General features: G+C 70.2%; 28 protein-coding genes. 13 read left to right on the top strand and 15 right to left on the bottom strand.

What is annotated here, in order from left to right; genetic code table 11:
- The first annotated feature begins 63 nt into the window (after positions 1-63).
- The 4 genes from AC07Y4_RS13765 to AC07Y4_RS13750 all read left to right on the top strand — a co-directional run bounded on the left by AC07Y4_RS13765 (position 64) and on the right by AC07Y4_RS13750 (position 4,894).
- Positions 64-2,160 carry a TonB-dependent receptor gene (locus AC07Y4_RS13765; protein ID WP_307587363.1) on the top strand — a complete coding sequence of 699 codons (2,097 nt, stop codon included), beginning with the start codon at positions 64-66 and terminating at the stop codon, positions 2,158-2,160.
- Between the two features lie 43 nt (positions 2,161-2,203).
- On the top strand, positions 2,204-3,154 hold the full coding sequence (locus AC07Y4_RS13760) for an AEC family transporter (protein ID WP_369629669.1): 951 nt from the start codon (positions 2,204-2,206) through the stop codon (positions 3,152-3,154).
- Between the two features lie 133 nt (positions 3,155-3,287).
- Complete coding sequence (locus tag AC07Y4_RS13755) at positions 3,288-3,671, top strand: hypothetical protein (RefSeq protein ID WP_495274689.1); 384 nt, start codon at positions 3,288-3,290, stop codon at positions 3,669-3,671.
- The gene (locus AC07Y4_RS13750; protein WP_495274688.1) at positions 3,671-4,894 is read left to right on the top strand and encodes an OmpA family protein; all 1,224 of its coding nucleotides are present in this window, start codon (positions 3,671-3,673) and stop codon (positions 4,892-4,894) included. Before AC07Y4_RS13755 ends, AC07Y4_RS13750 begins: the two co-directional genes overlap by 1 nt.
- A gap of 7 nt (positions 4,895-4,901) precedes the next feature.
- Here AC07Y4_RS13750 and pdxH read toward each other — a convergent pair whose 3' ends face one another.
- On the bottom strand, positions 4,902-5,558 hold the full coding sequence (pdxH, locus tag AC07Y4_RS13745; protein ID WP_495274687.1) for a pyridoxamine 5'-phosphate oxidase: 657 nt from the start codon (positions 5,556-5,558) through the stop codon (positions 4,902-4,904).
- 29 nt (positions 5,559-5,587) lie between these two features.
- Between pdxH and AC07Y4_RS13740 the strand changes: the two genes are divergently transcribed.
- Positions 5,588-6,157: a nucleotidyltransferase family protein gene (locus AC07Y4_RS13740; protein ID WP_495274686.1), complete on the top strand. Its 570-nt coding sequence runs from the start codon at positions 5,588-5,590 to the stop codon at positions 6,155-6,157.
- A 17-nt stretch (positions 6,158-6,174) separates the two neighbouring features.
- Here the strand turns inward: AC07Y4_RS13740 and AC07Y4_RS13735 are convergent, their stop codons facing one another.
- Entirely contained in the window at positions 6,175-6,714 is a 540-nt protein-coding gene (locus AC07Y4_RS13735) for a superoxide dismutase family protein (protein WP_159270842.1), read from the bottom strand.
- Positions 6,711-7,406 carry a gamma-glutamylcyclotransferase gene (locus AC07Y4_RS13730; RefSeq protein ID WP_487848219.1) on the bottom strand — a complete coding sequence of 232 codons (696 nt, stop codon included), beginning with the start codon at positions 7,404-7,406 and terminating at the stop codon, positions 6,711-6,713. Before AC07Y4_RS13730 ends, AC07Y4_RS13735 begins: the two co-directional genes overlap by 4 nt.
- Positions 7,407-7,541: 135 nt before the next feature.
- On the opposite strand from AC07Y4_RS13730, the gene AC07Y4_RS13725 reads away from it, so the two are divergent.
- From AC07Y4_RS13725 to AC07Y4_RS13710, 4 genes are all read left to right on the top strand, one after another.
- Positions 7,542-8,093, top strand: a complete 552-nt coding sequence (locus AC07Y4_RS13725; RefSeq protein WP_492728006.1) for an OmpA family protein — start codon at positions 7,542-7,544, stop codon at positions 8,091-8,093.
- A gap of 200 nt (positions 8,094-8,293) precedes the next feature.
- On the top strand, positions 8,294-10,123 hold the full coding sequence (gene edd / locus AC07Y4_RS13720) for a phosphogluconate dehydratase (RefSeq protein WP_495274685.1): 1,830 nt from the start codon (positions 8,294-8,296) through the stop codon (positions 10,121-10,123).
- 42 nt (positions 10,124-10,165) lie between these two features.
- Positions 10,166-10,801 carry a bifunctional 4-hydroxy-2-oxoglutarate aldolase/2-dehydro-3-deoxy-phosphogluconate aldolase gene (gene eda / locus AC07Y4_RS13715; protein ID WP_095949017.1) on the top strand — a complete coding sequence of 212 codons (636 nt, stop codon included), beginning with the start codon at positions 10,166-10,168 and terminating at the stop codon, positions 10,799-10,801.
- Between the two features lie 2 nt (positions 10,802-10,803).
- Positions 10,804-11,532 (top strand): haloacid dehalogenase type II, encoded by a 729-nt coding sequence (locus AC07Y4_RS13710; protein WP_447746308.1) that lies wholly within the window; start codon positions 10,804-10,806, stop codon positions 11,530-11,532.
- Between the two features lie 4 nt (positions 11,533-11,536).
- On the opposite strand, the gene AC07Y4_RS13705 is transcribed toward AC07Y4_RS13710, so the two are convergent.
- The 8 genes from AC07Y4_RS13705 to AC07Y4_RS13670 all read right to left on the bottom strand — a co-directional run bounded on the left by AC07Y4_RS13705 (position 11,537) and on the right by AC07Y4_RS13670 (position 18,828).
- Positions 11,537-12,103 (bottom strand): DUF1697 domain-containing protein, encoded by a 567-nt coding sequence (locus AC07Y4_RS13705; protein WP_495263153.1) that lies wholly within the window; start codon positions 12,101-12,103, stop codon positions 11,537-11,539.
- A gap of 25 nt (positions 12,104-12,128) precedes the next feature.
- The gene (gene gloA / locus AC07Y4_RS13700) at positions 12,129-12,542 is read right to left on the bottom strand and encodes a lactoylglutathione lyase (RefSeq protein ID WP_307587386.1); all 414 of its coding nucleotides are present in this window, start codon (positions 12,540-12,542) and stop codon (positions 12,129-12,131) included.
- Between the two features lie 59 nt (positions 12,543-12,601).
- Positions 12,602-13,282: a glutathione S-transferase family protein gene (locus tag AC07Y4_RS13695; protein WP_495274684.1), complete on the bottom strand. Its 681-nt coding sequence runs from the start codon at positions 13,280-13,282 to the stop codon at positions 12,602-12,604.
- A gap of 101 nt (positions 13,283-13,383) precedes the next feature.
- Positions 13,384-14,640: a hypothetical protein gene (locus AC07Y4_RS13690; protein WP_487848224.1), complete on the bottom strand. Its 1,257-nt coding sequence runs from the start codon at positions 14,638-14,640 to the stop codon at positions 13,384-13,386.
- A gap of 14 nt (positions 14,641-14,654) precedes the next feature.
- Positions 14,655-15,338 carry an ABC transporter ATP-binding protein gene (locus tag AC07Y4_RS13685; RefSeq protein ID WP_487848225.1) on the bottom strand — a complete coding sequence of 228 codons (684 nt, stop codon included), beginning with the start codon at positions 15,336-15,338 and terminating at the stop codon, positions 14,655-14,657.
- Positions 15,335-17,020, bottom strand: a complete 1,686-nt coding sequence (locus AC07Y4_RS13680) for an ABC transporter permease (RefSeq protein WP_495274683.1) — start codon at positions 17,018-17,020, stop codon at positions 15,335-15,337. Before AC07Y4_RS13680 ends, AC07Y4_RS13685 begins: the two co-directional genes overlap by 4 nt.
- Before the next feature lie 35 nt (positions 17,021-17,055).
- A complete protein-coding gene (locus tag AC07Y4_RS13675) occupies positions 17,056-18,117 on the bottom strand; it encodes a Fe(3+) ABC transporter substrate-binding protein (protein WP_495274682.1) in 1,062 nt (353 codons plus the stop codon).
- 144 nt (positions 18,118-18,261) lie between these two features.
- Positions 18,262-18,828: a PaaI family thioesterase gene (locus AC07Y4_RS13670; RefSeq protein ID WP_487848228.1), complete on the bottom strand. Its 567-nt coding sequence runs from the start codon at positions 18,826-18,828 to the stop codon at positions 18,262-18,264.
- A gap of 75 nt (positions 18,829-18,903) precedes the next feature.
- On the opposite strand from AC07Y4_RS13670, the gene AC07Y4_RS13665 reads away from it, so the two are divergent.
- The 4 genes from AC07Y4_RS13665 to AC07Y4_RS13650 all read left to right on the top strand — a co-directional run bounded on the left by AC07Y4_RS13665 (position 18,904) and on the right by AC07Y4_RS13650 (position 22,974).
- Positions 18,904-19,359 (top strand): MarR family winged helix-turn-helix transcriptional regulator, encoded by a 456-nt coding sequence (locus AC07Y4_RS13665; RefSeq protein ID WP_070062480.1) that lies wholly within the window; start codon positions 18,904-18,906, stop codon positions 19,357-19,359.
- 112 nt (positions 19,360-19,471) lie between these two features.
- Complete coding sequence (locus AC07Y4_RS13660) at positions 19,472-20,788, top strand: MFS transporter (protein WP_095746257.1); 1,317 nt, start codon at positions 19,472-19,474, stop codon at positions 20,786-20,788.
- Between the two features lie 15 nt (positions 20,789-20,803).
- Positions 20,804-22,228, top strand: a complete 1,425-nt coding sequence (locus AC07Y4_RS13655; RefSeq protein ID WP_095949010.1) for an MATE family efflux transporter — start codon at positions 20,804-20,806, stop codon at positions 22,226-22,228.
- Positions 22,229-22,266: 38 nt separating this feature from the next.
- Positions 22,267-22,974 carry an SDR family oxidoreductase gene (locus AC07Y4_RS13650; protein ID WP_369629651.1) on the top strand — a complete coding sequence of 236 codons (708 nt, stop codon included), beginning with the start codon at positions 22,267-22,269 and terminating at the stop codon, positions 22,972-22,974.
- A gap of 6 nt (positions 22,975-22,980) precedes the next feature.
- On the opposite strand, the gene AC07Y4_RS13645 is transcribed toward AC07Y4_RS13650, so the two are convergent.
- The 4 genes from AC07Y4_RS13645 to AC07Y4_RS13630 all read right to left on the bottom strand — a co-directional run bounded on the left by AC07Y4_RS13645 (position 22,981) and on the right by AC07Y4_RS13630 (position 25,752).
- On the bottom strand, positions 22,981-23,307 hold the full coding sequence (locus tag AC07Y4_RS13645) for a hypothetical protein (RefSeq protein ID WP_095746254.1): 327 nt from the start codon (positions 23,305-23,307) through the stop codon (positions 22,981-22,983).
- Between the two features lie 113 nt (positions 23,308-23,420).
- Positions 23,421-24,158 (bottom strand): aldolase, encoded by a 738-nt coding sequence (locus AC07Y4_RS13640; protein ID WP_095746253.1) that lies wholly within the window; start codon positions 24,156-24,158, stop codon positions 23,421-23,423.
- A gap of 44 nt (positions 24,159-24,202) precedes the next feature.
- Positions 24,203-24,844 (bottom strand): 2-dehydro-3-deoxy-6-phosphogalactonate aldolase, encoded by a 642-nt coding sequence (locus AC07Y4_RS13635; RefSeq protein WP_159275915.1) that lies wholly within the window; start codon positions 24,842-24,844, stop codon positions 24,203-24,205.
- On the bottom strand, positions 24,841-25,752 hold the full coding sequence (locus tag AC07Y4_RS13630; protein ID WP_495274681.1) for a 2-dehydro-3-deoxygalactonokinase: 912 nt from the start codon (positions 25,750-25,752) through the stop codon (positions 24,841-24,843). The genes AC07Y4_RS13635 and AC07Y4_RS13630 overlap by 4 nt, the downstream gene beginning before the upstream one ends.
- Positions 25,753-25,855: the final 103 nt, after the last annotated feature.

Genomic DNA, 25,855 nt, shown 5'->3' with positions numbered 1-25,855 from the left:
CGCACCCCTTCGGGCGGGTGAGGGCGGCCGGTCGTTCCCCGATTCAACGAGTGTTCCTTCTTCATGACCCCCCAATTCCGTCGCAACGCCATCGGCGCTGCCGTTCTTTCGCTCGCCTCGGTGGCGAGCCTGGCCCAGACCGCCGACACCGCCGCCGCCCCGGCCGCTGACGCCGCCAGCCTGCGCGAAGTCACCGTCACCGGCAACCCGCTGGGCGCGAGCGACCTGATCGCGCCGACCACCTCGCTGTCGGGCGACCAGTTGCTGCTGCGCTCCGAATCGACGCTGGGCGAAACGCTGAACAATCTGCCCGGCGTGAGCAGCAGCTACTTCGGCCCCAATGCCAGCCGCCCCAGCATCCGCGGACAGGACGGCGACCGCATCCGCATCCTGCAGAACGGCGGCGGCGCGCCCGACGCCTCGGCGCTGAGCTACGACCACGCGGTGCCCGTCGACGCGCTGGTGACCGAGCGCATCGAGGTGCTGCGCGGCCCCTCGGCGCTGCAGTACGGCGGCAGCGCCGTGGGCGGCGTGGTCAACGTGATCGACAACCGCATCCCCACCGAGCCCATCAACGGCTTCGGCGGCCGTGCCGAGCTGGGCTACGCCAGCGGCAACAAGGAAAAGAGCGGCGGCGTGCTGCTCGAAGGCGGCAACGACCGCTTCGCCCTGCACGTCGACGCCTTCAACCGCGATTCGAAAGACGTGGCGGTGCCGGTCGATCTCGAATGCAGCAAGCCCGGGCGCCTGTCGCTCGCGCGTCGCATCTGCAACTCGCAGAACGAAGCGCACGGCGGCGCGGTCGGCGGCACGCTGTTCTTCAGCCAGGGCTGGATCGGCGCCTCGGCCAGCACCTACCGCAGCAACTACGGCACCGTGGCCGAGGACGACGTGACCATCGGCATGAAGTCCGACCGCTACGCGCTGGAAGGCGAATGGCGCCCGGGCGGCTTCATCCGCAGCATCCACGCGAAGGTGAGCCGCACCGACTACCGTCACACCGAGTTCGAGGGCCGCGAGGCCGGCACCACTTTTTCGAACCTGAGCAACGACCTGCGCATCGAGGCGCGGCACGAAAAGATCGGCAACCTCGAAGGCCTGGTCGGCTTCAGCCGCGAGACCAACCGCTTCGCCGCCGACGGCTCGGAGGCCTTCGCGCCGCACAGCCGCACGCGCTCCAACGCGCTGTTCCTGCACGAAGAGCTCGGCACCTCGTGGGGCCGCCTGAGCTTCGGCGCGCGCACCGAGAAGGTCACGGTGCGCTCGCTGGGCTACCCCGACGACCTGTCGGTGACGCGCTTCGCCATCGGCGAGCGCAGCTTCAACCCGCACAGCGCGGCGTTCGGCGCGCTGGTCAACCTCACGCCGCAGTGGCAGCTGACCTCGAACCTGGCCTACACCGAGCGCGCACCGAAGGACTACGAGCTGCTCGCCAACGGCCCGCACGTGGCCACCGCGGCCTGGGAGGTGGGCGACCCGAACCTGGGCAAGGAAAAGTCCACCGGCTTCGACCTGGGCGCGCAGTGGAAGTCGGGCCCGAACACGGCCCGCGTGAACGCGTACGTCACGCGCTTTCGCAACTACATCGGCCTGACCGCATCGGGCCGCACGCTCGACGAGGAAGGGCAGGTCGTCACCGACCCCGAAGCGACCGACACGCTGGCCGAGTACCGCTACGGCGGCATGCGCGCGCGCTTCACCGGCATCGAGGCCAACGGCAACCTGCGGCTGCTGGGCGCCGACGGCTTCGCGCGCATGGCCGACGCGGGCACGCTCGACCTCGAATGGCGCGGCGACATCGTGCGCGCCAAGAACCTCGACACCGGCGAGCCGCTGCCGCGCATCGCGCCGCTGCGCCTGGGCGCCACACTGGCCTACGGCAACGGGCCGTGGACCGCGCGCGTCGGCTTCGACTACAACGCGGCGCAGCGCCGGGTGCCGAGCGTGGGCGCGCGCGAGACGGACGCGTACACGCTGTGGAACGCGTCCATCAGCTACCGCATGAAGGTGCAGCGCGCCAACCTCACCTGGTATGCGCGCATGGACAACATCGGGAACACGCTGGCCTACACGCCGACCTCGATCCTGACGACCACGGTGTTCCCGAAGGCGCCGCTGCCGGGGCGTTCGCTGAAGGTGGGGCTGCGCGTCACGTTCTGACGTTTCGACCTTTTGAGCGACGGGCGCGCGCTATCCTCGCCGGGTGAATTCGTTCGTCATTTCTTCCCTGCTGCCCGTTGTTCTCCTCATTGCCGCCGGCTACCTCGCCGGTCGGCGCCGGTGGATCGGCGGCAATGCGGTGAAAGACCTGTCGAACCTCATCTTCCTGCTGCTCGCGCCCGCGCTGCTGTTCCGCGCCATGAGCACGGTGCACGTGCAGGAGTTGAGCCTGAAGCCCGTGGCGGCGTACTTCATCGCCTCGGGCCTGCTGTTCGCGGCCACGCTCGCGTGGCGCGGCTTCAACCGCACGGGCGCGGTGCTCGCGCTGGCCAACACCTACAGCAACACCGTGATGATCGGCATCGCGCTGATCGGCCTGGCCTACGGCGAGCCCGGCATGGTGGTGCTGCTCACGCTGATCTCGCTGCATTCGCTCGTGCTCATGACCAGCGCCACGGTGGTGCTCGAGCTGGCCGTGGCGCGCGAGCACGCGGCGGTGAGCGGCGCCGACCGGCGCTCCATGGCGCGCACCGTGGGGCGCGCACTGCGCAACGCCATCATCCATCCGGTGCCGCTGCCGATCATTGCGGGCCTGCTGTTCGCGCAGACGGGCCTCGTGATGCCCGAGGTGATCGACAAGCCGATCCAGCTGCTGGGCCAGGCCTTCGGGCCGGTCGCGCTGGTGATGGTGGGCATCACGCTCGCGCTCACGCCCATCGGGCGCCACTGGCGCGGCGCGCTGGCGCAGGCGCTGGTGAAGAACCTCGTGCACCCGCTGCTGGTGGCGCTCATCGGCTGGCTGCTGGGCGTGCGCGGCATTCCGCTCACCGTGATGGTGGTAGCGGCGGCGCTGCCCATCGGCGCCAACGTGTTCCTGTTCTCGCAGCGCTACCGCAGCGCCGAAGACCTGGTCACGGCCAGCGTCGCCGTGTCGACCGTGCTGGCGCTGGGCACGCTCACCCTGGTGATGACCTGGGTGCAGTGGTTGCCCTGACGGCCCCCATTTCTTCCGCGCCTTTCGCGAACTTTTGCCCGACTGAGCGACAGCGCTAGCCCTATGCCGTTTGGCAGGGGTGGCCGTTTGGTGGGCTGGCGAGCGGCGTTCGCGCCCCTACATTTGCCGGCTGATGACGATCTACCCGGCGCGTGTTTCGCCCCTTGCCCTTGCAGTGACGGCGGTGGTCGCGACGGTGATCGCGCTGCACGGCGCACGCGCGCATGCGGCGGGCGAGGCCAAGCCATGCCGCACGCCCTGCCTGGCCGTTCCCGTGCCGGCCGAGGCACCGCCGGCCAGGGACGTGGAGCCCAAGCCCGCCGTCGTGCGGCCGGCGCCGAAGCCGCGCCCGCAGATCACCGCCACCGCAGCGCCGGCCCCGGCGCCCGAGGCGCATCGCGAGCCCGCCGAGCGACGCCCCGCGCCATCGAAACGCTGCAGCGAGATCAACATGCGCGCCGCCGTCGGCGAGCCGCTGTCGGACCAGGACATGACCATTTTGAGGAGCCAGTGCTGATGACCACGACCCACACGAACACAGCGAACACCGCCGCGCCCCGCACCCTGTGGCGCGTGCTGGCGCTGTGCACCGCCGCGCTGCTGGCCACCGCCTGCGCGCACCGCCCCGCGCCCAGCAGCGCCATGCCCTTCGACCAGGCCGTCACCCAGGCGGTCGACGACCTCATGGTGCAGACCCAGAAACTGCCAGCCTTCCTGGCCAAGGTGGAGTCGACGCTGACGCAGCGGCGCATCGTGATCGACCCGCTGCTCGAAGGTGCCAGCGGCCAGCAGACCGAGGTGACGCGCGGGGCCGAGCAGCGCATCGTGCAGCGCATGCAGGCGCAGTTCAAGCAGTTCACCGTGACGCCGTTCAACGCCAACGAGATCGGCAGCGCGCAGTACGTGCTCAACGGCACGCTGGTGCGCGACAAGGACGCCTCGGGCGCGCCGTACCGGCTGAACCTCGCCATGACCGAGATCAAGAGCGGCATGGTGATCGCGCAGTCGGTGGCGCGCATCAGCGACGCCTCGCTCGACACGCGGCCCACCGCTTTCTTCCGCGACAGCCCCGTGAATGGCAAGGACCGCGGCGTGGAAGGCTACATCCGCACCGCCGAGACGCCGGCCGGGCAGGCCGCCGATGCGCTGTACCTGGAGCGCCTGCCGACCGCCACCGTGCTGCAGGAGGCCACCGCCGCCTACGAGGCCGGCCGCATGAGCGAGGCCCTGAGCCGCTACGAGGCCGCGTCGAAGCGGTCCGATGGGCAGCAGCTGCGCATCTACAGCGGGCTGTACCTCACGCAGTCGCAGCTGGGCCGCACGGCCGATGCCGAGCGCACCTTCGGCACGCTGGCGCGGCTGGGGCTCGAGAGCAACAACCTGAGCGTCAAGTTTTTGTTCAAGCCGGGCTCGACCGACTTCCTGGTCGACCCGAAGATCAGCGCGGCCTACCCGATGTGGCTGCGCCAGATCGCGCGGCAGGCTGCGCAGATCGATGCGTGCGTGGTGGTCACGGGCCACACGAGCCGCACGGGCTCGGAGGCGGTCAACGAGCGGCTGTCGCTGCAGCGCGCGACCAGCGTCAAGGCGCGGCTGGTGGGCGAGGCGCCGCCGCTGTCGAGGAAGCTGCGCGAAGCCGGCATGGGCTTTCGCGAGAACATCGTCGGCACGGGCGCCGACGATGCGAGCGACGCGCTGGACCGGCGCGTCGAATTCAAGGTGGCCGGTTGCGAGGCCTGAGCCAGGCTCAGGGCGCGAGGCGTTCGCGCACCCAGTCCGCACCTTCGAGCCGGTAGCGCAGCCGGTCGTGCAGCCGGCTCTTGCGGCCCTGCCAGAACTCCCAGCGGTCGGGCACCAGCCGGAAGCCGCCCCAGTGCGGCGGACGCGGCGGCGAGAGCAGGTGCCTGGCGGCGTGCACGGCGGCGTTCTTCACCAGCACGTCGCGTCCGCTGATCACTTCGCTTTGCGGGCTGGCCCAGGCGCCGATGCGTGAATCGAGCGGGCGGCTGGCGTAGTAGGCGTCGCTCTCCTCGGCGCTGACCCGTTCCACGCGGCCCTCGATGCGCACCACGCGCTCCAGCTCGACCCAATGGAACTGCAGCGAGGCATACGGGTTGCCCGACAGCTCGCGGCCCTTGCGGCTGTCGTAGTTGGTGTACCAGACGATGCCGCGTGCGTCGTAGCCCTTGATCAGCACGATGCGGCTGGACGGCCGCAGGTCGCTGCCCACGGTGCTCAGCGTCATCGCGTTGGGCTCGGGGATGTGCGCGTCGACGGCCTCGGTGAGCCAGCGCTCGAACTGCTGGATCGGGTCGGGGGCGCTGCGGGTCTCGTCGAGCTCGGCGCGCTCGTAGCTCTTGCGCAGCGCGGCCAGCGCGTCCTTGGAAAGAGGAGAAGAAGTCATGCCGGGATTGTTGCGCACATACTCGGCCCATGACGACGACAGAGGCGAACTCCCCGACCGTGATCGTGCTGGCCTCGGGCCGTGGCGAGCGTTTCATCGCGGCCGGCGGCACGGGCTCCAAGCTGAAGGCGCTGCTCGCGGGCCGGCCCGTGCTCGAGCGCACGCTCGACGCGGTGCGCGCGAGCGGCCTGCCGTGGCACCTGGAAGACGCGGGTCACCCCGGCATGGGCGACTCGATTGCCGCGGCCGTGCGCGCCACGCCCCACGCTGCGGGCTGGCTGATCCTGCCGGGCGACCTGCCGTTGGTGCAGCCCGCGACGCTGCGGGCGGTGGCCGCCGCGCTCGGCGGGCGGGTGAATGCCGTGCAGCCGGGGTACCGGGGCGAGCGCGGGCATCCGGTGGGCTTTGCGGCGGGCTGCTGGGCGCAGCTGGCGGCGCTGGAGGGGAATCTGGGCGCATCGTCCGTCCTGCGTGCGATGCGTGCCATCGATTCGGTCGTCGACCTGGCCGTGGACGATGCCGGCGTCGTGACCGACATCGACACGCCCGAGGCCCTGGCGCGGGCCGAGGCGCTCTGGCAGGCGCGCGCGGGCGCCTGACCACTCACACTTTCTGCTTAGTTCTGGGCAACGACCGCGCAGAGCACGCGCGGGCCGGAGTTGCCGGCGGGCTGCGTCGTGAAGTCGTCGCGGTCGCGGTGCACCACGAGCGCACGGCCGCGCACGTTGTTGGCGGTGCCGTCGGTCAGCGAGATCGCGTGGTTGTCGACGCTGAAGCGCGCCACGCCGCTGGCATCGGCCACCAGGCTGGGCAGTTCGCCGGCGTGGCTGCCGGGCGCGGAGAACTTGCCGTGCGTGCCGCCGGCCGGGTTGAAGTGGCCGCCCGAGGCGTTGCCGTTGTTGCCGCAGTCGCCCTTTTCATGGATGTGGAAACCGTGCTCGCTGCCCGGCGCCAGGCCGCGCACCTCGCCGGACACGCGCACGCCGTGGTCGAGGGCGGTGAGCGTCACCGAGCCGCGCGCGGGGTTGGGCGTGACGGCGGCGGTCGGCGTCAGCTCGACCGTGGTGCTCGGCTTGCCGCCCATGCTGCCGCAGGCGGCGAGCACGGCAGTGGCGAGGAGGGCGGTGCCAGTGGCGAGGAGACGGCGATGGATCATTGGTTTTCCTTATTGATGAACGGGGTGGAGGGTTGAGAGGACGCGGTGTCCGAAGACCCCGCAACGTATACCGGAGCCGGGGCTGTCCCGCAATCGGTGGGTGTCTGAAATGGCGGCTCGGCGGCCAGCGCCACCAGCCGGGCCAGCGCCGCGTCGTGGATCGCATGGCGCTGCAGCTCGAGCAGGGTCTGGCGCGCGTAGTCGAGCGAGCTGCCGTAGCGGCCCACGGCATTCGCGAAGATGTGGCGGTAGCGCTCGTCGCTGAGCTCGCCCGTGAAGTTGGGGCTGCGCCGTGACAGCGTGAAGGCCAGCGCGCGCACCGGCCCTTCGGCGGTGCCGCATTGCAGCCACTTGGGGTCGTACACGCCTGTCGGCATCTCGCGCAGCCAGAGGCGTTTGAGCGTCTCCAGGCCCTCGGCCCTCGGCACGCGGAACACCACGCCCCGGCAACTGCCGCCCGAGAGCAGCCCGAACACCAAGCCCGGCGTCTGCACGCTGCCGCGGTTGACGCGGCTCCACATCTTGAGCGCGCGGTGCCAGCCGTGCACCGAGGCCGCGCGCCGTTCCGCAAAGCCGAACTCGGGCCGCCAGATCAGCGAGCCGTAGCCGAACAGCCAGAGATCGTCGCGTCCGCCCCAGTCGGCGATCGCGCGTTCCAGCATCGGCTGCGGGTCGCGCAGCGGACGGGGCATGGGGTCGAGACCCGGCGGACCGGGGTCCGGCGCGCCGGCTGACACGGGGGTGTCGGGGGTGGCGCCTACAATTTCGTGATCATGGTTCACCGCACCATTATTTACCGACCCCTTTCCTACGGAGACCGCGCTTCCATGAACAACGACGACAGCCAGCAGAATTTCGCCCTCGGCTTCCTGGTGGCATTGATCGCGCTCGTGATCATGTTCGTGATCGGCGTCGCCTTCTGGCACAAGGGCCTGGGCGCGACGGCCGCGCAGGCCAAGCCCGCTGTCGCGGCTTCGGCTTCAGCGGCGCCGGGCGGCGCGGTGCAGGTGACCGAAGTCACCGAGACCGTCACCGTGGTGATCCCCGACGGCGCCAGCATCCGCGTGGTGGGCGGCGTGGTGAACTTCTACTTCGCGACCGGCAGCGCCGACCTCGCACCGGGCGCGGCCGAGGCGCTGGCCCTGGTCATCAAGGGCGTCGAGGGTGGCCGCAAGGCGGTGGTCTCGGGCTTCCACGACGCCACCGGCGACGCCGCAGTGAACGAGGAACTGGCCAAGAAGCGCGCCCAGATGGTGCGCGAGGTGCTGGCAGGCCTGGGCGTGCCGGCCGAGAAGATCGACCTGCAAAAGCCCGCCGTCACCGCCGGATCGGGCAACAACGCCGAGGCGCGCCGCGTCGAGGTCCGGCTGGTCGACTGAGCGATCCGGCCTTTTGCATCCCCCAAGGAAAAACCCGGCATGGCCGGGTTTTTTTGTGCCTGCACGCGACCGGGTGCATGCCTGAGTAATTTCGTATCGTTCTGCGGCCGGATTTCATCGGCGCGTCGCGCTCGAATTGGTACGATGGGCCTCCAGGCCCACAGTCGCGCCGGCGACACGCAGCAAGAGCCAACTTCCCCATGAGCAGCACACACCCCACCGTCCGCGACGTCACCGATCGCATCCGCGCGCGCAGCCGCGACACGCGCAGCACCTACCTCACGCGCCTGGCCGAGATCCGCGCCCGCGACCGCGGCTCCGACCGCATGGGCTGCGCCAACGTGGCGCACGCCGTGGCCGGCATCCCGGCCAACGACAAGTTCAAGGTGGTGGCCGAGCGCGCGCCCAACCTGGGCATCGTCACCGCCTACAACGACATGCTCTCGGCCCACGCGCCGTACCAAGGCTACCCGGACATCATCAAGCACGAGGCCCGCCGCCACGGCGCCACGGCGCAGGTCGCCGGCGGTGTGCCCGCCATGTGCGACGGCGTCACGCAGGGCACGCCCGGCATGGAGCTGAGCCTGTTCAGCCGCGACCTGATCGCCATGAGTACCGCCGTCGCCCTCACGCACGACATGTTCGACGGCGCCCTGATGCTCGGCGTGTGCGACAAGATCGTGCCGGGCCTGCTCATCGGCGCGCTGCACTTCGGCCACCTGCCCACCGTGTTCGTGCCCGCCGGGCCGATGCCCTCGGGCCTGTCGAACACCGCCAAGTCGAAGGTGCGCGAGCAGGCGGCGCAGGGCCTCGTGGGCCGCCAGGGCCTGCTCGAGGCCGAGATGGCCGCCTATCACACGGTCGGCACCTGCACCTTCTATGGCACTGCCAACAGCAACCAGATGCTGCTGGAGGCCATGGGCCTGCACGTGCCCGGCACGGCCTTCATCCAGCCCGGCGACGCCATGCGCGAGACGCTCACGCGCGAGGCCGTGCGATCGGTGCTCGGCAAGGCGAGCGACACCGCCTTCAACTGCCCGCCGATCGGCGAGATGGTCGACGAGCGCTGCATCGTCAACGCCATGGTCGCGCTGCTGGCCACGGGCGGCTCCACCAACCACCTGATCCACTGGGTGGCCGTGGCGCGCGCCGCGGGCATCCTCATCGACTGGGACGACTTCTCCCAGCTGTCCGACGTGGTGCCGCTGCTCACGCGCGTGTACCCCAACGGCAGTGCCGACGTGAACGAGTTCCAGGCCTGCGGCGGCCCGGGCTTCGTGATCGGCGAGCTGGTCGAGGCCGGCCTGATGCACGCCGACGTGCTCACGGTGCGCGCCGGCGGCATCCGCGAATTCGCCAACATCCCGTCGCTGACCGGCGAGAACACGCTGCAATGGACGCCCGCTGCACCGCTGCAGAAAGAAGCCGTCACGCGCCCGGTGGCCAGCCCCTTCAGCGCCACCGGCGGCCTCAAGCTGTTCAGCGGCAACCTGGGGCGCAGCGTGATCAAGGTGTCGTCGGTGCCCGACGACCGCCACGTCATCGAAGCGCCGGCCCGCGTGTTCGACTCGCAGGCCGCGCTGCAAAAAGCGTTCACGGCCGGCGAGCTGGAGCGCGACGTGGTCTGCGTGGTGCGCTGGCAGGGCCCGCAGGCCAACGGCATGCCCGAGCTGCACAAGCTCACGCCGCCGCTGTCGGTGCTGCAGGGCAAGGGCTTCCGCGTGGCGCTGGTGACTGACGGCCGCATGAGCGGCGCCTCGGGCAAGATCCCGGCCGCCATCCACGTGTCGCCCGAAGCCGCCGCCGGCGGTCCGCTGGCCAAGGTGCGCGACGGCGACCTGATCCGCCTCGACGCCGTAGCGGGTACGCTCGCGGTGTTGCTGCCCGAAGACGAATGGGCCGCGCGAGAGACCGCGACACTGTCCGACGCGCAACGCATCGCGGACGGGCACGGCCTGGGCCGCGAACTGTTCGCCGGCATGCGCCGCAACGCACTGACCGCCGAAGAGGGCGCCTGCACCTGGATGTGATGGGGCCCTACGCGGGCCGCAAGAAATTTTTGGAGCCATGAGATGACAGACAGACTCACCCCCCTCGACGTGATGCGCGACGCCCCGGTCATCCCGGTCATCGTGCTCAACGACGTGAAGCACGCCGTGCCGCTGGCGCGCGCGCTGGTCGCCGGCGGCATCCGCATGCTCGAAGTCACACTGCGCACGCCGCAGGCGCTGCAATGCATCGAGGCCATCGCCAAGGAAGTGCCCGAGGCCGTCGCCGGCGCCGGCACCATCCGCAGCGCGGCCGACGCGCAGGCCTCGGCGCTGGCCGGCGCCAAGTTCGGCGTGAGCCCGGGCTACACGCGTGCGGTCGGCAAGGCCTGCCACGACCTCGGCCTGCCGCTGCTGCCCGGCGTGGCCACCGGCAGCGAGATCATGACGGCGCAGGAAGACGGCTACACCCAGCTGAAGTTCTTCCCCGCGCTGCAGGCCGGCGGCCTGCCGATGCTCAAGGCCTGGCAGGGCCCGTTCGGCGACGTAACCTTCTGCCCCACGGGCGGCATCCATGCGGGCAACGCGGCCGAGTTCCTCGCGCTGTCGAACGTGGCCTGCGTGGGCGGTTCGTGGATCGTGCCGACCGACGCCATCCGCGACGGCGACTGGACCCGCATCGAGCAACTGGCGCGCGCCGCGAGCCAGCTGCCGCGCTGAGTATGTCGGCCGATTTCGACGCGGGCGACCTGAAGGTCATCGCGTTCGACGTGTTCGGCACGGTGGTCGACTGGCACAGCGGCATCGCGGCCGAGGTCGAGCGCGTGCTGCCCGGCGTGGACGGCGCGGCCTTTGCGCTGGCCTGGCGCGCCGGCTACCAGCCCGCCATGAAGGCCGTGATGGAACGCATCGCGGCCGGCGAGGGCGGCTTCACGCTGCTCGACGAGCTGCACCTGAGCATGCTCGAACAGGTGCTGCACGACTTCAGCCTGGCCGACCACCTCGACAGCGCCGCCAAGCGCGACCTGAGCCGCGCCTGGCACCGCCTGCCGGCCTGGCCCGACGCGGTCGAGGGGCTCACGCGGCTCAAGAAGAAGTTCACCATCTGCACGCTCTCCAACGGCAACATCGGCCTGCTCACCGAGATGGCCAAGCGCGCCGGCCTGCCCTGGGACTGCGTGCTGTCGGCCGAGGTGTTCAAGGCCTACAAGCCCGACCCGCGCACCTACCTCGGGGTGGCGGGCGTGTTCGACGCGACGCCGGGGCAGGTCATGCTCGCCGCGGCGCACCACGACGACCTGGCGGCCGCGCGCGTGTGCGGCCTGAAGACGGCGTACATCGAGCGGCCCCACGAATTCGGCCGCAACCAGCCGAAGGACGTGTCGCCGCAGCCGGACAACAGCCTGCATGTGCGCGACATCGTCGCGCTGGCCGACCGGCTGGGCTGCTGATCAATCAGTCCGTGATGAGCTTTTCCACCGTGCGCAGGTTGCGCGTGGTGGTGCTCGACTTGTAGCGGGTCTTCGCGAGCAGCTTGGCCACCGGCGTCTCCAGGCTTTCGCCGCGCGGGCACTGCCAGTACAGCACGCCATCGCCGCGCACCAGCCGCTCGACCTTGGAATCGACCGCGCCGGCCTTGTCCATGATCTCGTCGAGCATCGCGGCGTCGGAGCCGAACACGAGGTACGGGTGGTGCGTGTCGTCGATGCGTTCGAAGGGGTAGCTCGCGGCCATGTCGGCCACGCGCTGCTGTGTGAGCAGCACGATCCACGCCTCGTAGCCGAAGCACTGGCGCAGCGCCTGCTCGATGCGCGTGCGCAGCGCGGCGGCATCGGGCGCGTCGGTGTCGAACAGCACGTTGCCGCTGGCGAGCACCGTGCGCACCGCGCCGAAGCCGAGTTCGTCGACGAACAGCGCCTTCAGGTCGGCGCTCTTGATCGTGATGCCGTTGACGTTCACGCCGCGCAGCAGGGCGACGTAGCGCGTCAGCGGCGCGTCTTTCTTTTTCTTCGGGCTTGCCATGGTGTGGGGTGCGGCCCGAAACGGCTCAGCGCAGGCCGCCGCCCGCGGCGTTCTCGTTGCGTTGGATCAATTCAATCTTGTAGCCGTCAGGGTCCGTCACGAAGGCGATCACCGTCGTGCCGCCCTTGACCGGACCGGCCTCGCGCGTCACGTTACCGCCGGCGGCCTTGATCTTGTCGCAGGCCGCGTAGGCGTCGGGCACGCCGAGCGCGATGTGGCCGTAGGCGGTGCCGAGCTCGTAGCGCTCGGTGCCCCAGTTGTAGGTGAGCTCGATCTCGGCCTGGTCGGGGTTGCCGTTGCCGTAGCCGACGAAGGCGAGGCTGTACTTGTATTCGGGGTTTTCCGACGTGCGCAGCAGCGTCATGCCGAGCACCTGCGTGTAGAAGTCGATGGAGCGCTGGAGATTGCCAACGCGCAGCATGGTGTGGAGAAGTCGCATCTCGTGGGTCGTGTCGTTATGGGGGGAAGGGGGCTATTGTCGCCCTCTGCTTCTTGCGATCAAGCCGCCAGCGTCAGCAGGTGCGCTTGGTACTTCTTCAGGAAATCCATCAGGTGCCGTGGGTACTCGGGCACCACCGCCGCGCGCACGCTGGGCCGCGCCGCCAGCGCATGGCGCCAGGCATTCACCTTGGGCAGCGCATCGAACAGGTGCGAATCGCTGATCGCGTCGAACACCTCGAAGTAGCGGAACACCGGTGCGAACACCGCGTCGACGAGGCTGAAGGCTTCGCCCGCGAAATAGGGGCCTTGCCCCAGCGCGGCCTCGACGCGTTCGAACTTGGCGGCCAGCGCGTCGCGCTTCTGCGCGAACACGGCGGCGTCCTGCGTGGTCTCGTAGCCCCACAGGTCGGCGAGGATGGCCGAGCCGAACTCCATCCATGCACGGTGCTGTGCACGTGCGAGCGGGTCTTCGGGGTGCAGGCGGGCGCCGGGTTGCGTCTCTTCGAGGTATTCGCAGATCACGTTGCTCTCGAACAGCACGGTTTCCGTACCGTCGGGGCGCTGCACCTTCAGCAGCGGCACCTTGCCCAGCGGCGAGATGTCGAGGAACCATTGGGGCTTGTTCGCCAGATCGATCACGACGCGCTCGAAGGGCACGTTCTTCTCGTGCAGCGCGATCGCGGCGCGTTGCACGTAGGGGCACAGCAGGTGGCTGACGAGGGTGAGGGCCTGGGTCATGGGGCGTTCCGTCTTCGAAGAAAGGGGTGGTCGGATCGCCGCGATTCTTGCGGTCCTGAACAACCTTTTCTGGAAAAGCCCATTCGGGCGGCGCCCGGTTGCTACGGCTTGGGAAAAAGGTATGCGCCGGCCGCAGGCTTGAGAAGGGGCTTGAGTTCGGTGAACGGCAGCGCCACCGTGGTGCCGAGGCAGGCGCCGAGCGCATGCGGCACGCCGCTGACCGCGACGGCCAGCGCATCGCGCCCGCGGGTGCGCTCGAAATGCAATGCCAGGTACTGGGGCCACACCTCGTCGCAACCCGTGTAGTGCTGCGGGTCTGCGGCGGCTGCGGATTCGGGCCCACGTCCCTCTGCCTTCAGCTTCTTCCCGATCAGCGCCATGAGCGTCTGGCTCGGCACGAACCCGTCCGGCGTCCTGGTGAACGCGCGGAACAGGCGTTCGAAGTCGAGGTACTCGCCACGGACCAGGTCGAGTGTGTAGGGCGCGTAGTGGTTGTGGGGATGGGCGCCGCCGCAGTCGGCGCTTCCCGATTCGACGACGCTCATCAGCGTCGGGCTGAGAAAGGTGACGCGCACCGATTCCGCGTCGTAGTTTCCCAGCGAGCCGGCCGCCGGATGCGTCTCGGTGTAGAGGGTGGCCTTGCATTCGAGCGCGGCGAGGCTGAGCTGTCCGTGCCTGCGCGCGAGGATGGCGTTGACCTTCTCGACCACGCGCGCATTCGGGTGCCGGGTGAGCCGCGGGTAAGAGAAGCGCGTGCGCGGATCGACGACCATGCGCCATGCCATGGGACCGCTGACGTGCTCCGCGCCTTGCTTGAGCGATGTCTGCAGCTTCAGGTGGTCGTAGGGGGCCGTCTCTATGGAAACCGGTGCGTCCGAAGCCGCGCCAGTGGTGTTGCCTGGCGGGATGGCGCGCGTCACCGGCGCAGTGGCGCCGGGACTCCGGTCTGGGTCGTACTGGCGAACCTGTCGAAGCTCGAACGCGACGTTCTGCTTGCCGGGGCCATCGCTCCAGCTTCCGGCAAAAGTGCCGTCGATCGCCTGGCCGCGCCATGTCGGACCCGGCTGTCGGGTCTGCGCGTCTTCGAATAACGGCGCGTTGCCGCCTTGTGCCGCCCGGTACATCGCCTCGCCCTGGATCGGGATGGCTTCCACGAGCTTCGTCACCGGCCCGGAGAGAGGAATGTCGACACCGTGGCGGCGATAGAAATACCGCCCGCCGCCGGAGGCATTCACTTCGAGCACGACCTCGCTGGTGCCGAGGGTGCCTTGGTAGACCGTACGGACTTCTGCCAGGGCCGGCATCGCCGACCCGAGCAACGTCGCCCACGCGAGGAAGAGTCGGGTCGCGTTGCGCATCGTGAGGCCTTTCGTTACGAGGCCGTCTCGAGCCAGTGCGTGATCCGCCCGTTGTGCATCACGCCGATGCGGTCGGCCATCGCATGCGCTTCGGCCTCGTTGTGCGTGACCAGGATCGCGGTCTGCCCGGCCTTCTTCAGGATGCCGCGCACCTCGGCGGTCAGGCGCTCGCGCGTGCCGCCGTCGAGGTTGGAGAACGGCTCGTCCAGCAGCAGCAGGGCGGGCGAGGGCGCCAGCGCGCGGGCCAGCGCGATGCGCTGCTGCTGGCCGCCCGACAGTTCGTGCGGGTAGCGCTCGCCGGCCTCGGCCAGGCCGACCAGCGCGAGCATCTCGGCCACGCGAGCCTGCTGCGCCGCGCGGCCCAGGCGGCGCAGGCCGAAGGCCACGTTCCTGGCGGCCGACAGGTGCGGGAACAGCGCGTACTCCTGGAACATCATGCCCACGCGCCGCTGCTCGGGCGGCAGGTGCCTCTGGGGCGACGACAGCAGTGCGTCGCCGAGGCGGATGGTGCCGGCGCGCACGGGCTCGAAGCCGGCGATGGCGCGCAGCACCGTGGTCTTGCCGCAGCCCGAGGGGCCGAACAGGCAGGCGATCTCGCCCGCGGGCAGGTCCAGCGAAAAGCCGTCGACCACCGTGTGCGGGCCGCGCGGCGTGTCGTACGCGAGCTGGAGCGAGTCGAGATGAAGCGGGGAACTCATGCGGGGTCCGTGTCGGGAGGTGTCACCGCCGGCGTCGTGCCGAGCTGGTTGCGCGCCAGCAGCACCACCGGCAGCAGGCCGGCGACCACGATGGCCAGCGCGGCGATCGCGCCTTCCTCATAGGTGCCGCGCGCGGCCTCGGCGTAGAGCCAGGTGGCGAGGGTGTCGAAGTTGGCCGGGCGCAGCAGCAGCGTGGCCGGCAGCTCCTTCATGGCGTCGACGAAGACCAGCAGCGCGCCCGCCGCGATGGCGGGCTGCAGCAGCGGAAGGTGCACGCGGCGCAGCGTGCCGCCGGTGGTTTCGCCGAGCAGGCGCGAGGCCTGCTCGATGGCCGGCGGAATGCGTGCCAGCCCGGCTTCGATGCCACCCACGGGCATCGCAAGGAAACGGATGGCGCAGGCCATGACCAGCACGATGCCCGCGCCCATCAGCGGCAGGCCCTGCCAGCCCATCGCGCCGGCCAGCGCCGCGTCGAAGGCCAGCGCCGGCGTCAGCAGGCCGATGGCGAGCACGGTGCCCGGCACCGCGTAGCCCAGCGTGGCCGCGCGCGCCTGCCAGCGGGCGCGGTTGAGGCTCGTGCCCTGGCTGCGCGAGGCCCAGGCCACGACCAGCCCCGCCGCCACGGCCACCACCGTCACGCCGGCCGCCAGCGCCAGCGTGTTGCCCAGGCTGGCCACGAGGCCCTGCGAAATGCCGCCGCCCTGGTGCAGCCGCTTGCCGCTTTCCCAGACCAGGTACAGCGCGGGCGCGACAAAGCCGATCAGCACCGGCAGCGCCGCCGTCGCGGTCGCGGCCCAGGCCGCGCCGCCGTGCAGGCGCCGGGGCTGCACCGCGCGCATGCGCTGCGCGGAACCGAAGCGCTGGTGCTGGCGGCCGTTGCGTTCGAGCCAGACCAGCGCCACCACCACGAACAGCATCGCGCAGGCGATCTGCGCGGCGCCGGCCAGGTCGGAGCGCGTGATCCAGGTGGTGTAGACCGCCACCGTGAGCGTGTTCACGCCGAGGAATTCGGAGGCGCCGATGTCGTTGAGCGTCTCGAGCAGCGCCAGGCTCAGGCCCACGGCCAGCGCCGGCCGCGCCAGCGGCAGCGCCACGCGAAAGAACGCGCCGCGGCGGCTCTCGCCCAGCGTGCGCGCCGCTTCCAACAGGTGCGCCGGCTGGGTCATGAACATCGCGCGCGCCGTCATGTAGACGTACGGATAGAGCACGAAGCCCAGCACGAAGATCGCGCCCGGCATCGAGCGCAGGTCGGGCAGGCGGAACTGGCGCGGGCTGTCGAAGCCCAGCATCCAGCGGATCGCGCCCTGCACGGGGCCGATCGGGTGCAGCAGGTCGAGGTAGGCGAAGGCGACGATGTAGGTCGGCATCGCCAGCGGCAGCAGCAGCGCCCAGTTGAGCACGCCGCGGCCGGGAAAATCATGCGCCGTGACCAGCCAGGCGCAGCCGGTGCCGATCACGAGGACGAGGGTGCCGACGCCCGCGAGCAGCAGCGCCGTGTTGAGCGCCGCCTGCGGCAGCACGTGCGCGAACAGCGGCCCCCAGTGGCCGACGCCCGAGCCGAACGCGAGCCAGGCCAGCGTGAGCACCGGCGCGAGCACGCCGAGGGCGATCAGGAACGACGCGCAGCGCCATGCCGGGCCCGCGGCGCGCAGGCCCGGCGGCTGGCGCCGCGCAATCAGCATTCAGTTGCCGGCAAGGTGTGCCCGGCCATGCAAGGTCACTGGTCGAAGCCGACCTTGTCGACGAGGGCGCTGGCCTGCTTGCGGTACTTGGCAATCTCGGTCAACGGCAGCGGATCGACCTTCAGCTCGCCGATGGTCTGGCCGATGATCGGGTCGAGGGCCACGCCCTTGCGCACCGGGTACTCGTAGTTGGCGTCGGCGTACAGCGCCTGGGCCGGTTCCGACACCAGGAACTCGAGCAGCTTGACCGCGTTGGCGCGCTGCGGTGCGTTCTTGGCCACGGCCGCGCCGCTGATGTTCACATGCGTGCCGCCGCTCTTGGCGCTGGCAAAGGTCGGGCGGATCACCTTGATGGCGTCGCCCCACTTGCGCGCGTCGGTGCCTTCCTTGGCGCTCTTCATCTGACCCACGTAGTACGAGTTGGCCACGCCGATGTCGCAGATGCCGCCGAGGATGTCGCGCGCCACATCGCGGTCGCCGCCGGTGGCCTTGCGCGCCAGGTTGCCCTTGACGCCGCGCAGCCACTGCTCGGTCTTGGCTTCGCCGTCGTGCGCGATCATCGCGGCCACCAGGGCCGTGTTGTAGGGGTGCTGGCCGGCGCGGATGCAGACCTTGCCCTTGTACTTCGGGTTGGCCAGGTCTTCGTAGCGGAAACTGGTCAGCGGCTGGTTCTTGTCGGCGTACAGCACGCGTGCGCGCAGCGAGAGCGCGAACCACTGGCCGTCGGCGCCGCGCAGGTTGGCCGGAATGGCCGACTCGAGCGCGGCCGACTTCACCGGCTGCGTCACGCCGCCTTCGACGAGGTCGACGAGGTTGCCGATGTCCACCGTCATCAGCACGTCGGCCGGCGAGCGCGCGCCTTCGGCCTTCACGCGTTCCAGCAGGCCGTCCTTCACGAACACCGTGTTGACCTTGATCTTGCTCTGCGCGCTGAACGCCGAGATCAGCGGCTGGATCAGCGCCGGCTCGCGCGTCGTGTAGAGCGTGAGCTCGTCATTGGCGGCGTGCGCGGGCAGGGCGGAGAGGGCGAGCCAGGCGGCGGAAACGCCGAGGAGGGCGTGCGCCACGCGGCCCTGGGGGCCGGAACGGTCGGTCATGAAGAGGATCCTCCAGGTGCAGTGAGGTGTTCTAGGAAAGGCATCGGCGACGACGGAGCCCGTCGCTGATGCGAACAATTATCACTGACAGGGAGGAGCGGGTTTTCCTTTTGGCTTACAGCTTGAGGGCCTACTTGAAACGCCTCACCGCCCCGCCGGCACCTCGAACACCAGGCACGTCGTCGTCGCATGCGCATACAGCGTGCCGTCCGCCCCGACCAGCCGGGCCTCGGCGGTGGCGAGCTGCTTGCCGCAGTGGATCACCTTTCCCTCGGCGCGCACGCGCTGCACCTTCGGCGTGAGGCCCTTGACGTAGTTCACGCTGAGTTCGGCCGTCGTGTACGCGCGACCGGGCGGCATCATGGTGTGGACCGAGCAGCCCAGCGCCGAGTCGAGCATCGTGGCGACCCAGCCGCCGTGGATGGTGCCCAGCGGGTTCAGGTGCTGCGGCAGCGGCGTGCCCTGGAAGATGGCGATGCCCTTGCTGACCGAGACGATGGTGAAGTCCAGCGTCTTGGCGATGGCGGCGTAGGGAATCTCGCCGTTGAGCATGGCCTGCATGACCTCCAGGCCGGTCTTGCCGGCGACCTGCTCGGGGCGCGCGAGCCCGGGGCCGGGACCGCTCTCGAGGCGCTCGGCGATCTGCCGTTCTTCGGCGATCCATGCGTCGAGCAGATGGGAGGGGGTGTCGGTGAAAGCTTGCTGCGTCATGCCTGTGTTCCTGCTGGGGGCTTTGCGGGGAGGGGTTGATTGCATATGCAATAGTTGCACATACAATAATACCCCATGGACACACCCACCCAACCCCGCGGCTGCACCAGCTTCAAGACGCGCCAGCTGATGCGCCGCCTGACGCAGCACTACGACGCCGAGGTGTCGCGCAGCGGCCTCAAGACCACGCAGTACTCGCTGCTGTCGCACCTCAAGCGCCTGGGCCCGATGCGCCCGGTCGACCTGGCGGGCGAGCTGAAGATGACCGCGTCCACGCTGAGCCGCAACCTGCAGCCGTTGATCACCGCGGGCTGGGTGGCGCAAGTGGCGGGCGCCGATGCGCGCAGCCGGCTGGTGTCGCTCACCGACGCCGGCGACGCCAAGTGGCGCGAGGCGCAGCAGCACTGGAAGACGGCGCAGCTCAAGCTCAATGCGCTGCTGGGCGTGGAGCGCGTGCTGGCGCTGCATGCGCTCATCGACGAGTCGCTCGCGCTGCTGGGCACGGGCGAGCCGGTCGACGTGCAGGACTGACGCTTCCCACCACCTTCAGCAACGAACACGTTCCGCGTCTACGCAGCCGCGCGGCCGGATTTCCTGTCTCTTCGTTTCTCCCCCGACCCATTCCAACAGTTCCAGAGGTCCCATGTTCGCCACCCACGTCTCCGCATGGCTGCAGCGCCGCGGCATCCACTACGGCTGGATCGTCGCCGCCGTCACCTTCCTGACCATGCTCACCATGTCGGCCGCGCTCGGCCTGCCGGGCGCGATGATGAAGCCGCTCGGCGAGGAGTTCGGCTGGAGCACCGAGCAGATCTCGTCCGCGCTCGCGCTGCGCTTTGCCCTGTTCGGCCTCATGGGCCCGTTCGCCGCGGTGCTGATGGAGCGCTACGGCCTGCGCGCGGTGATGTGCGCCGGCCTCACGCTGGTCGGCCTGGGCATGGCGCTGGTCACCACGGCCTCGCAGCTGTGGCAGCTGTTCGTGCTGTGGAGCCTGATGCTCGGCCTGGGCACCGGCATGACGGCGCTGGTGCTCGGCGCCGTGGTGGCCAACCGCTGGTTCGTCGCGCGGCGCGGCCTGGTCGTGGGCATGCTCACGGCCAGCGCGGCCACCGGCCAGCTGGCCTTCCTGCCGCTGGCGGCCTGGATGATCGAGCACTGGGGCTGGCGCTCGGCCATCGTGCCGATCGTGGTGGGCAGCGTGGTGATCGCGCTGCTCGCGCTGTGCCTGGTGCGCAACCGGCCGTCGGACATCGGCCTGCTGCCCTACGGTGAAGCGCCCGGCACGCAGCCGGCGCCGGCACCCGCCTTCACGATGAACTTCGCCACGCCCTTTCGCGTGCTGCGCGAGGTGGCGACCAACCGCACCTTCCTGATCCTGGCCGGCACCTTCTTCATCTGCGGCCTGAGCACCAACGGCCTGGTGCAGACGCACTTCATCTCGCTGTGCGGCGACTACGGCATGAGCGCCGTGCCCGCCGCCTCGGTGCTCGCGATGATGGGCGCCTTCGACTTCGTCGGCACCATCCTGTCGGGCTGGCTGTCCGACCGCTACGACAACCGCAAGCTGCTCTTCTGGTACTACGGCCTGCGCGGGCTGTCGCTGTTCTGGCTGCCGCACTCCGAATTCACGATCTACGGCCTGGGGCTGTTCGCGATGTTCTACGGGCTGGACTGGATCGCCACCGTGCCGCCGACCGTCAAGCTCGCGGGCGCCGCTTTCGGCCCCGCGAAGGTCGGGCTGGTGTTCGGCTGGATCTTCGCGGCCCACCAGCTGGGCGCGGCCACCGCGGCCTACGGCGCGGGCTTTGCGCGCACGCTGCTGCTGACCTACACGCCCGCGCTGTACACGGCCGGCGCGGCCTGCCTGTTCGCGGCGCTGATCGTCATGGCGATCCGCCGTCCCGCCAAGACCGCCGCTGCACCGGCCGCGGCCACCACCAACGCCGCCGCGCGCGCCTGAACGCCGGAGACCCGCATGACCACCCCCCAACAAGCGAACGGCGACCTCGACCCGCGCACGCGCCGCCTGCTCGAGGCGCCCATCATCCCCACGTTGCTGCGGCTGGCCGCGCCCAATGTGCTCGTGATGCTGGCGCAGGCCTCCGTCGGGCTCATCGAGACCTACTTCGTCGGCAAGCTCGGCACCGACGCGCTGGCCGGCATGGCGCTGGTGTTCCCCATCGTCATGCTGATGCAGATGACCTCCAGCGGCGCGATGGGCGGCGGCATCGCCTCGTCGATCGCACGTGCGCTGGGCGCGCGCCGTCGGGGCGACGCCGATGCGCTGGTGTGGCACGCGGTGGTCATCGCGATCGGCTTCGGCCTGTGCTTCACGCTCGCGCTGCTGCTGGGCGGGCGCTGGCTCTACGGCGTGATGGGCGGCACCGGCGCCGCGCTGGAAGCCGCGCTCACGTATTCGAACTGGGTGTTCGCGGGCGCGGTGCTGGTGTGGCTGTTCAACTCGCTGTCCGCCATCATCCGCGGCACCGGCAACATGGCGGTGCCGGCCAACGTGACGGTGGTGGGCGTGGTGTTCCTCGTTCCGGCGTCGCCGCTGTTGATCTTCGGCATCGGGCCGTGGGGCGGCATGGGCATCGCGGGCGGCGCGCTGGCGCTGCTGCTGTATTACCTGCTGGGCTCGCTCGCGCTCATCGCCTACCTGCGCTCGCCGCGCAGCCTGCTGCGGCCCACGCTGGCGGCGTTCCAGATGCGCTGGCCGCTGTTCCGCGACATCCTGCGCATCGGGCTGGTGGGCACGGTGTCGACCGTGGCGACGAACCTGTCGATCGGCATCGCCACCGCGCTCACCGGCCATTTCGGCGCGGGCGCGCTGGCCGGCTACGGCACCGCGTCGCGGCTCGAGTACCTGCTGGTGCCGCTGGTGTTCGGCCTCGGTGCGCCGCTGGTCGCGATGGTCGGCACCTGCATGGGCGCGGGGCTGCGCGAGCGCGCGCTGCGCGCCACCTGGGCCGGTGCGGCGCTGGCCTTCGGCATGGCCGAGGTCATCGGGCTGGCCGCGGCGCTGTTCCCGCGTCCGTGGCTGATGCTGTTCGGCCACGACCCCGTGATGCTCGAGACCGGCGCACACTACCTGCGCGTGGTGGGGCCGCTGTACGGTTTCTTCGGCGTCGGGCTGGTGCTGTACTTCGCGTCGCAGGGCGCGGGCCGGCTGTTGTGGCCGGTGCTCGGCAACATCGCGCGGCTCGCCGTGGCGGGCACGGGCGGCTGGCTGGCGCTGCGCTGGGGCGGCGGGCTCACCGGCGTGTTCGCGGCGCAGGGCGTGGCGCTGGTGGTGTACGGCATCGTCATTGCCTCGGCCATCGCGGGCGGTGCGTGGTTCGGCCGCGTGGGCTGGCCGCGCACGACCCAAGGGCTGCTGCGCCGCGTGGCGCAGGCCTGAAGCGCTCTCGCTATCTCTTCATTAACGAAAGGCTCGTCATGCAGATCAAGGATTCCGTCGTCTTCATCACCGGTGCCAACCGGGGGCTCGGCCTGGCGTTCGCCAAGGCGGCACTCGCGGCCGGCGCCCGCAAGGTCTACGGGGCCGCGCGCGACCCCAAGAGCATCACGCTCGCGGGCGTCGTGCCCGTGGCGCTCGACGTCACGCAGCCCGCGCAGATCGAGGCCGCGGTGCGCGCCTGCGGCGACGTGACGCTGCTGGTCAACAACGCGGGCATCTCGCGCGGATCGAGCTTCCTGGGTTCGGCCGACGCGGTGGCCGCGGCGCGCGCCGAGTTCGAGACCAACTTCTTCGGCCCCTGGGCGCTCACGCAGGCCTTTGCGCCGGTGCTCGCGTCGAACGGCGGCGGTGCGGTCCTCAACGTGCTGTCGGCCCTGGCTTGGACGACGTTCCCCGGCGTGGCGACCTACAGCGCCACCAAGTCGGCGGCCTGGTCGCTGAGCAACGGATTGCGCAACGAACTGGCGGGACAGGGCACGCAGGTCACGAGCTTGCACGTGGCGCTCATGGACACCGACATGGCGGCGCGCCTGCCTGGCCCCAAGACCTCGCCTGACGACGCGGCGCGCCAGGCGCTGGCGGGCGTGGAAGCGGGGCTGCCCGAGGTGCTGGCCGATGAGGTCACGCGCCAACTCAAGCAGAGCCTGTCGACCGAGCGGCCCGCTTATGCGAGTCCGCCGGTCTGAAGTGCGTCAATAGCGGTAGGGGTTGTTCGGGCGACGGTCGTAACGGTTGGGCACACCGTCGCCGTCGTTGTCCCGGCGGCCGTGGCGACGGCCTTCCCAATCGCGGCGGCCGTGGTCGTAGTAACCGTGGCGACGCGGACCGTCGTAGTAGCCCGGGTGGTAGTGGCGCGGGGGCGGCGGCGGGGCGTAGTAGTGATGGCGCGGCGGCGGCGCGGGCGTCACGTACACCTGGGCCTGGATGAACGGGCCGCCGGCCTGGGCATGGGCCGGCGCGGTGAGGGCGGCCAGCGACAGCAGGGCGGCAGCACCGAAGGCGAATGTCAGCTTTTTCATGGCGACTCCTGGGGAGTGATTGCGATGCCTCATCGTCGCGCCATTATGTGAAGTTCTTGTAAGCCGGAAGCGAAATCGCATGAAGAGCTGTAAGCCGCTGCGCTCGCGCTTTTTCAGCGTTGCGGGGCCGGCAGCATGCGCCGCAGGGCTTCGAAGAACAGATCGGACTGTTCCCTCTCGCCCTGGATCTGCGCCGCCACATGCGCGGCCAGCTTGGCGTTGACGGGCACCAGCGGGCGCCCGGTCGATTGCGCGATCACCTGGTGCAGGCAGGCGCGCTCCAGGTAGTACAGGTCGTCGTAGGCATGCGCGATGGTGCCGCCCGCCACGATCACGCCGTGGTTCGCGAGAAAGGCCACGTCCTTGCCGGCCATGGCGCGCGCGATGCGCTCGCCCTCGGCGTCGTCCAGTGCCAGGCCGTTGTACTCGGCGTCGATGGCGATGCGGTTCATGTAGCGCATGGCGTTCTGGCTGGCGGTCGGGTCGAGCGCGCGGTCGACTGTGAGCGTCAGCGCCGTCGCATAGGGCATGTGGCAATGCAGCACCACGGCGTGGCCCGTGAGCCGGTGCACTGCGCCGTGGATGAAGAGGGCGGTGGGCTCCACGCGGTGGCGGCCCGCGAGCACTTCGCCGTGCACGTCGATCAGCACGATGTCGTCGGGGCCGATCTCGCTCCAGTGCAGACCGCGCGGGTTGATGAGGTAGCGGTCCTGCGCGCCCGGCAGCAACACGCTGAAATGGTTGCACACACCTTCGGACAGCCCGTGGTGGGCCGCGGCGCGCAATGCGAGCGCGAGGTCTTCGCGCAACTGGCGCACGGCGGGGCTGGCGTATTCGGAATCGGCGGACATCGCGGGGGTCTCCTTCTTTCTTGTGGTGGATGGGTCTTGTCGGATCAGGCGCGGACCAGCCCGGCCCAGGCCGCCACGAAGCGCTGCGCGTCCTCGCGCACGGCTGCGGCGGTCTTGCCGGGCTTGTAGAGCGACGAGCCGATGCCGAAGCCGGCGGCGCCGGCCGCGCGCCACGTGCCCATGTTGTCGGGCGCGATGCCGCCCACGGGCATCACGGGCGTGCCGGCGGGCAGCACCGCGAGCAGGGCCTTGACCACGGCGGGCGAGGCCAGCTCGGCCGGGAACAACTTGAGGCCCGTGGCGCCGGCCGCGAGCGCGCCGAAGGCCTCGGTCGGCGTCATCACGCCGGGCAGGCAGACCATGCCCAGGCGCGCGGCCTCGGCGATGACGTCGGCGTTGAAGTTGGGCGACACGATCAGCTCGCCGCCGGCCGCATGCACCTCGCGCACCTGCTTCGCGTCGAGCACGGTGCCCGCGCCGACCAGCGCGTTCGGAAAGCGCTGGCGCATCAGCGCGATGCTCTCCAGCGGCTGCGGCGAATTGAGCGGCACTTCGAGCAGCCGGAAGCCGGGCTCGACGATGGCGTCGCCCACGTCGGCGGCTTCGGCGGGCGAGAGGCCGCGCAGGATGGCCACGAGTGGCAGGGCCTGCATCGCGGCGTTGAATTTATCGAGGGGCGTGGTCATGGGGCGGGTGTCCTGTCGGTGTCGAGAAAGCCGGACAGCGTGTGCAGTCCGGCCCAGGTGGCTTCGGCGCCGAGCGTGCGCGTGGCGACGCCGGTGGCGCGCAGGGCCAGGGTGTAGCGTTGGGTGAGGGCGGAAGAGCCGATCAGCACGACCTCGCCGACGGCCTGTACGGATTGCGTGCGCAGTTCTTCGCCGATGAGCAGGCCCGACAGGTAGCTCGACAGCTCCTCTTTCGGCATGCGCTCGAACAGCGCGAGCGTGCGCGTGCCGAAGGCGTTGTGCAGCAGGCCGTGGCCGTTCTCGGAGCGCGTCACGCCTTCGAGGAACGCGGCTTCGTCGAGCGGCGCGGCCGCGTCGAGCGTGCGCCCCAGGATCGAGTGCTGGCTCAGCAGCGCGTAGAACTCGCCCGTCATGTAGGTGCGAAAGCCCGCGACGCGGCCTTTCTTGACCGTGGCCCATTTGTTGTGGGTGCCGGGCAGCACGAAGACGCCGTCGTCCAGGCCGGTGATCGTCATGGCGCCGAGGATCTGCACCTCTTCGCCGCGCATCACGTCGGGCACGCCGGCGTGTTCGTCGCTGAGGCCGGGCACGATGGCGATGCGCGCACCAGGGATCGCGGCGATGTCGATGATCTTGCGGCCCACTTCCACGCGGCCTGCGGGGCAGGGGCAGTAGGGCGCTTCGACCCAACCCTGCTTGCTGCCGGCCATGCCGGAGATCAGGCAGCGCGTGTCTGCCAGGCGCATCCAGTCGCCGAACAGCGACTCGAACACGGCAGGAAAGCCGCCCTCGGGCACGGTGAGGATGCCGCGGGCGTCGCTGCGCTCTTCGATGACCTGCCCGCTCGGGTCGAGCAATGCACCGCGTAGCGAGCTTGTGCCCCAGTCGATGGCGATGAGTCTTGTCATGTCTGTCGTCTTTGAGAGGTTGTTCGGGGCGCGTGCCCAGGCCACCGGGTACTTCCCTCCGCGAATGTCCCCCGGGGCTTCGCCCCTCCTCCTTGATTTCGCT

The sequence above is a fragment of the Variovorax sp. GW460-12-1-14-LB1 genome (genome assembly GCF_059423605.1).
Note: the sequence above shows the minus strand (reverse complement) of the source record. Positions and strands in the feature narration are given on the sequence as shown.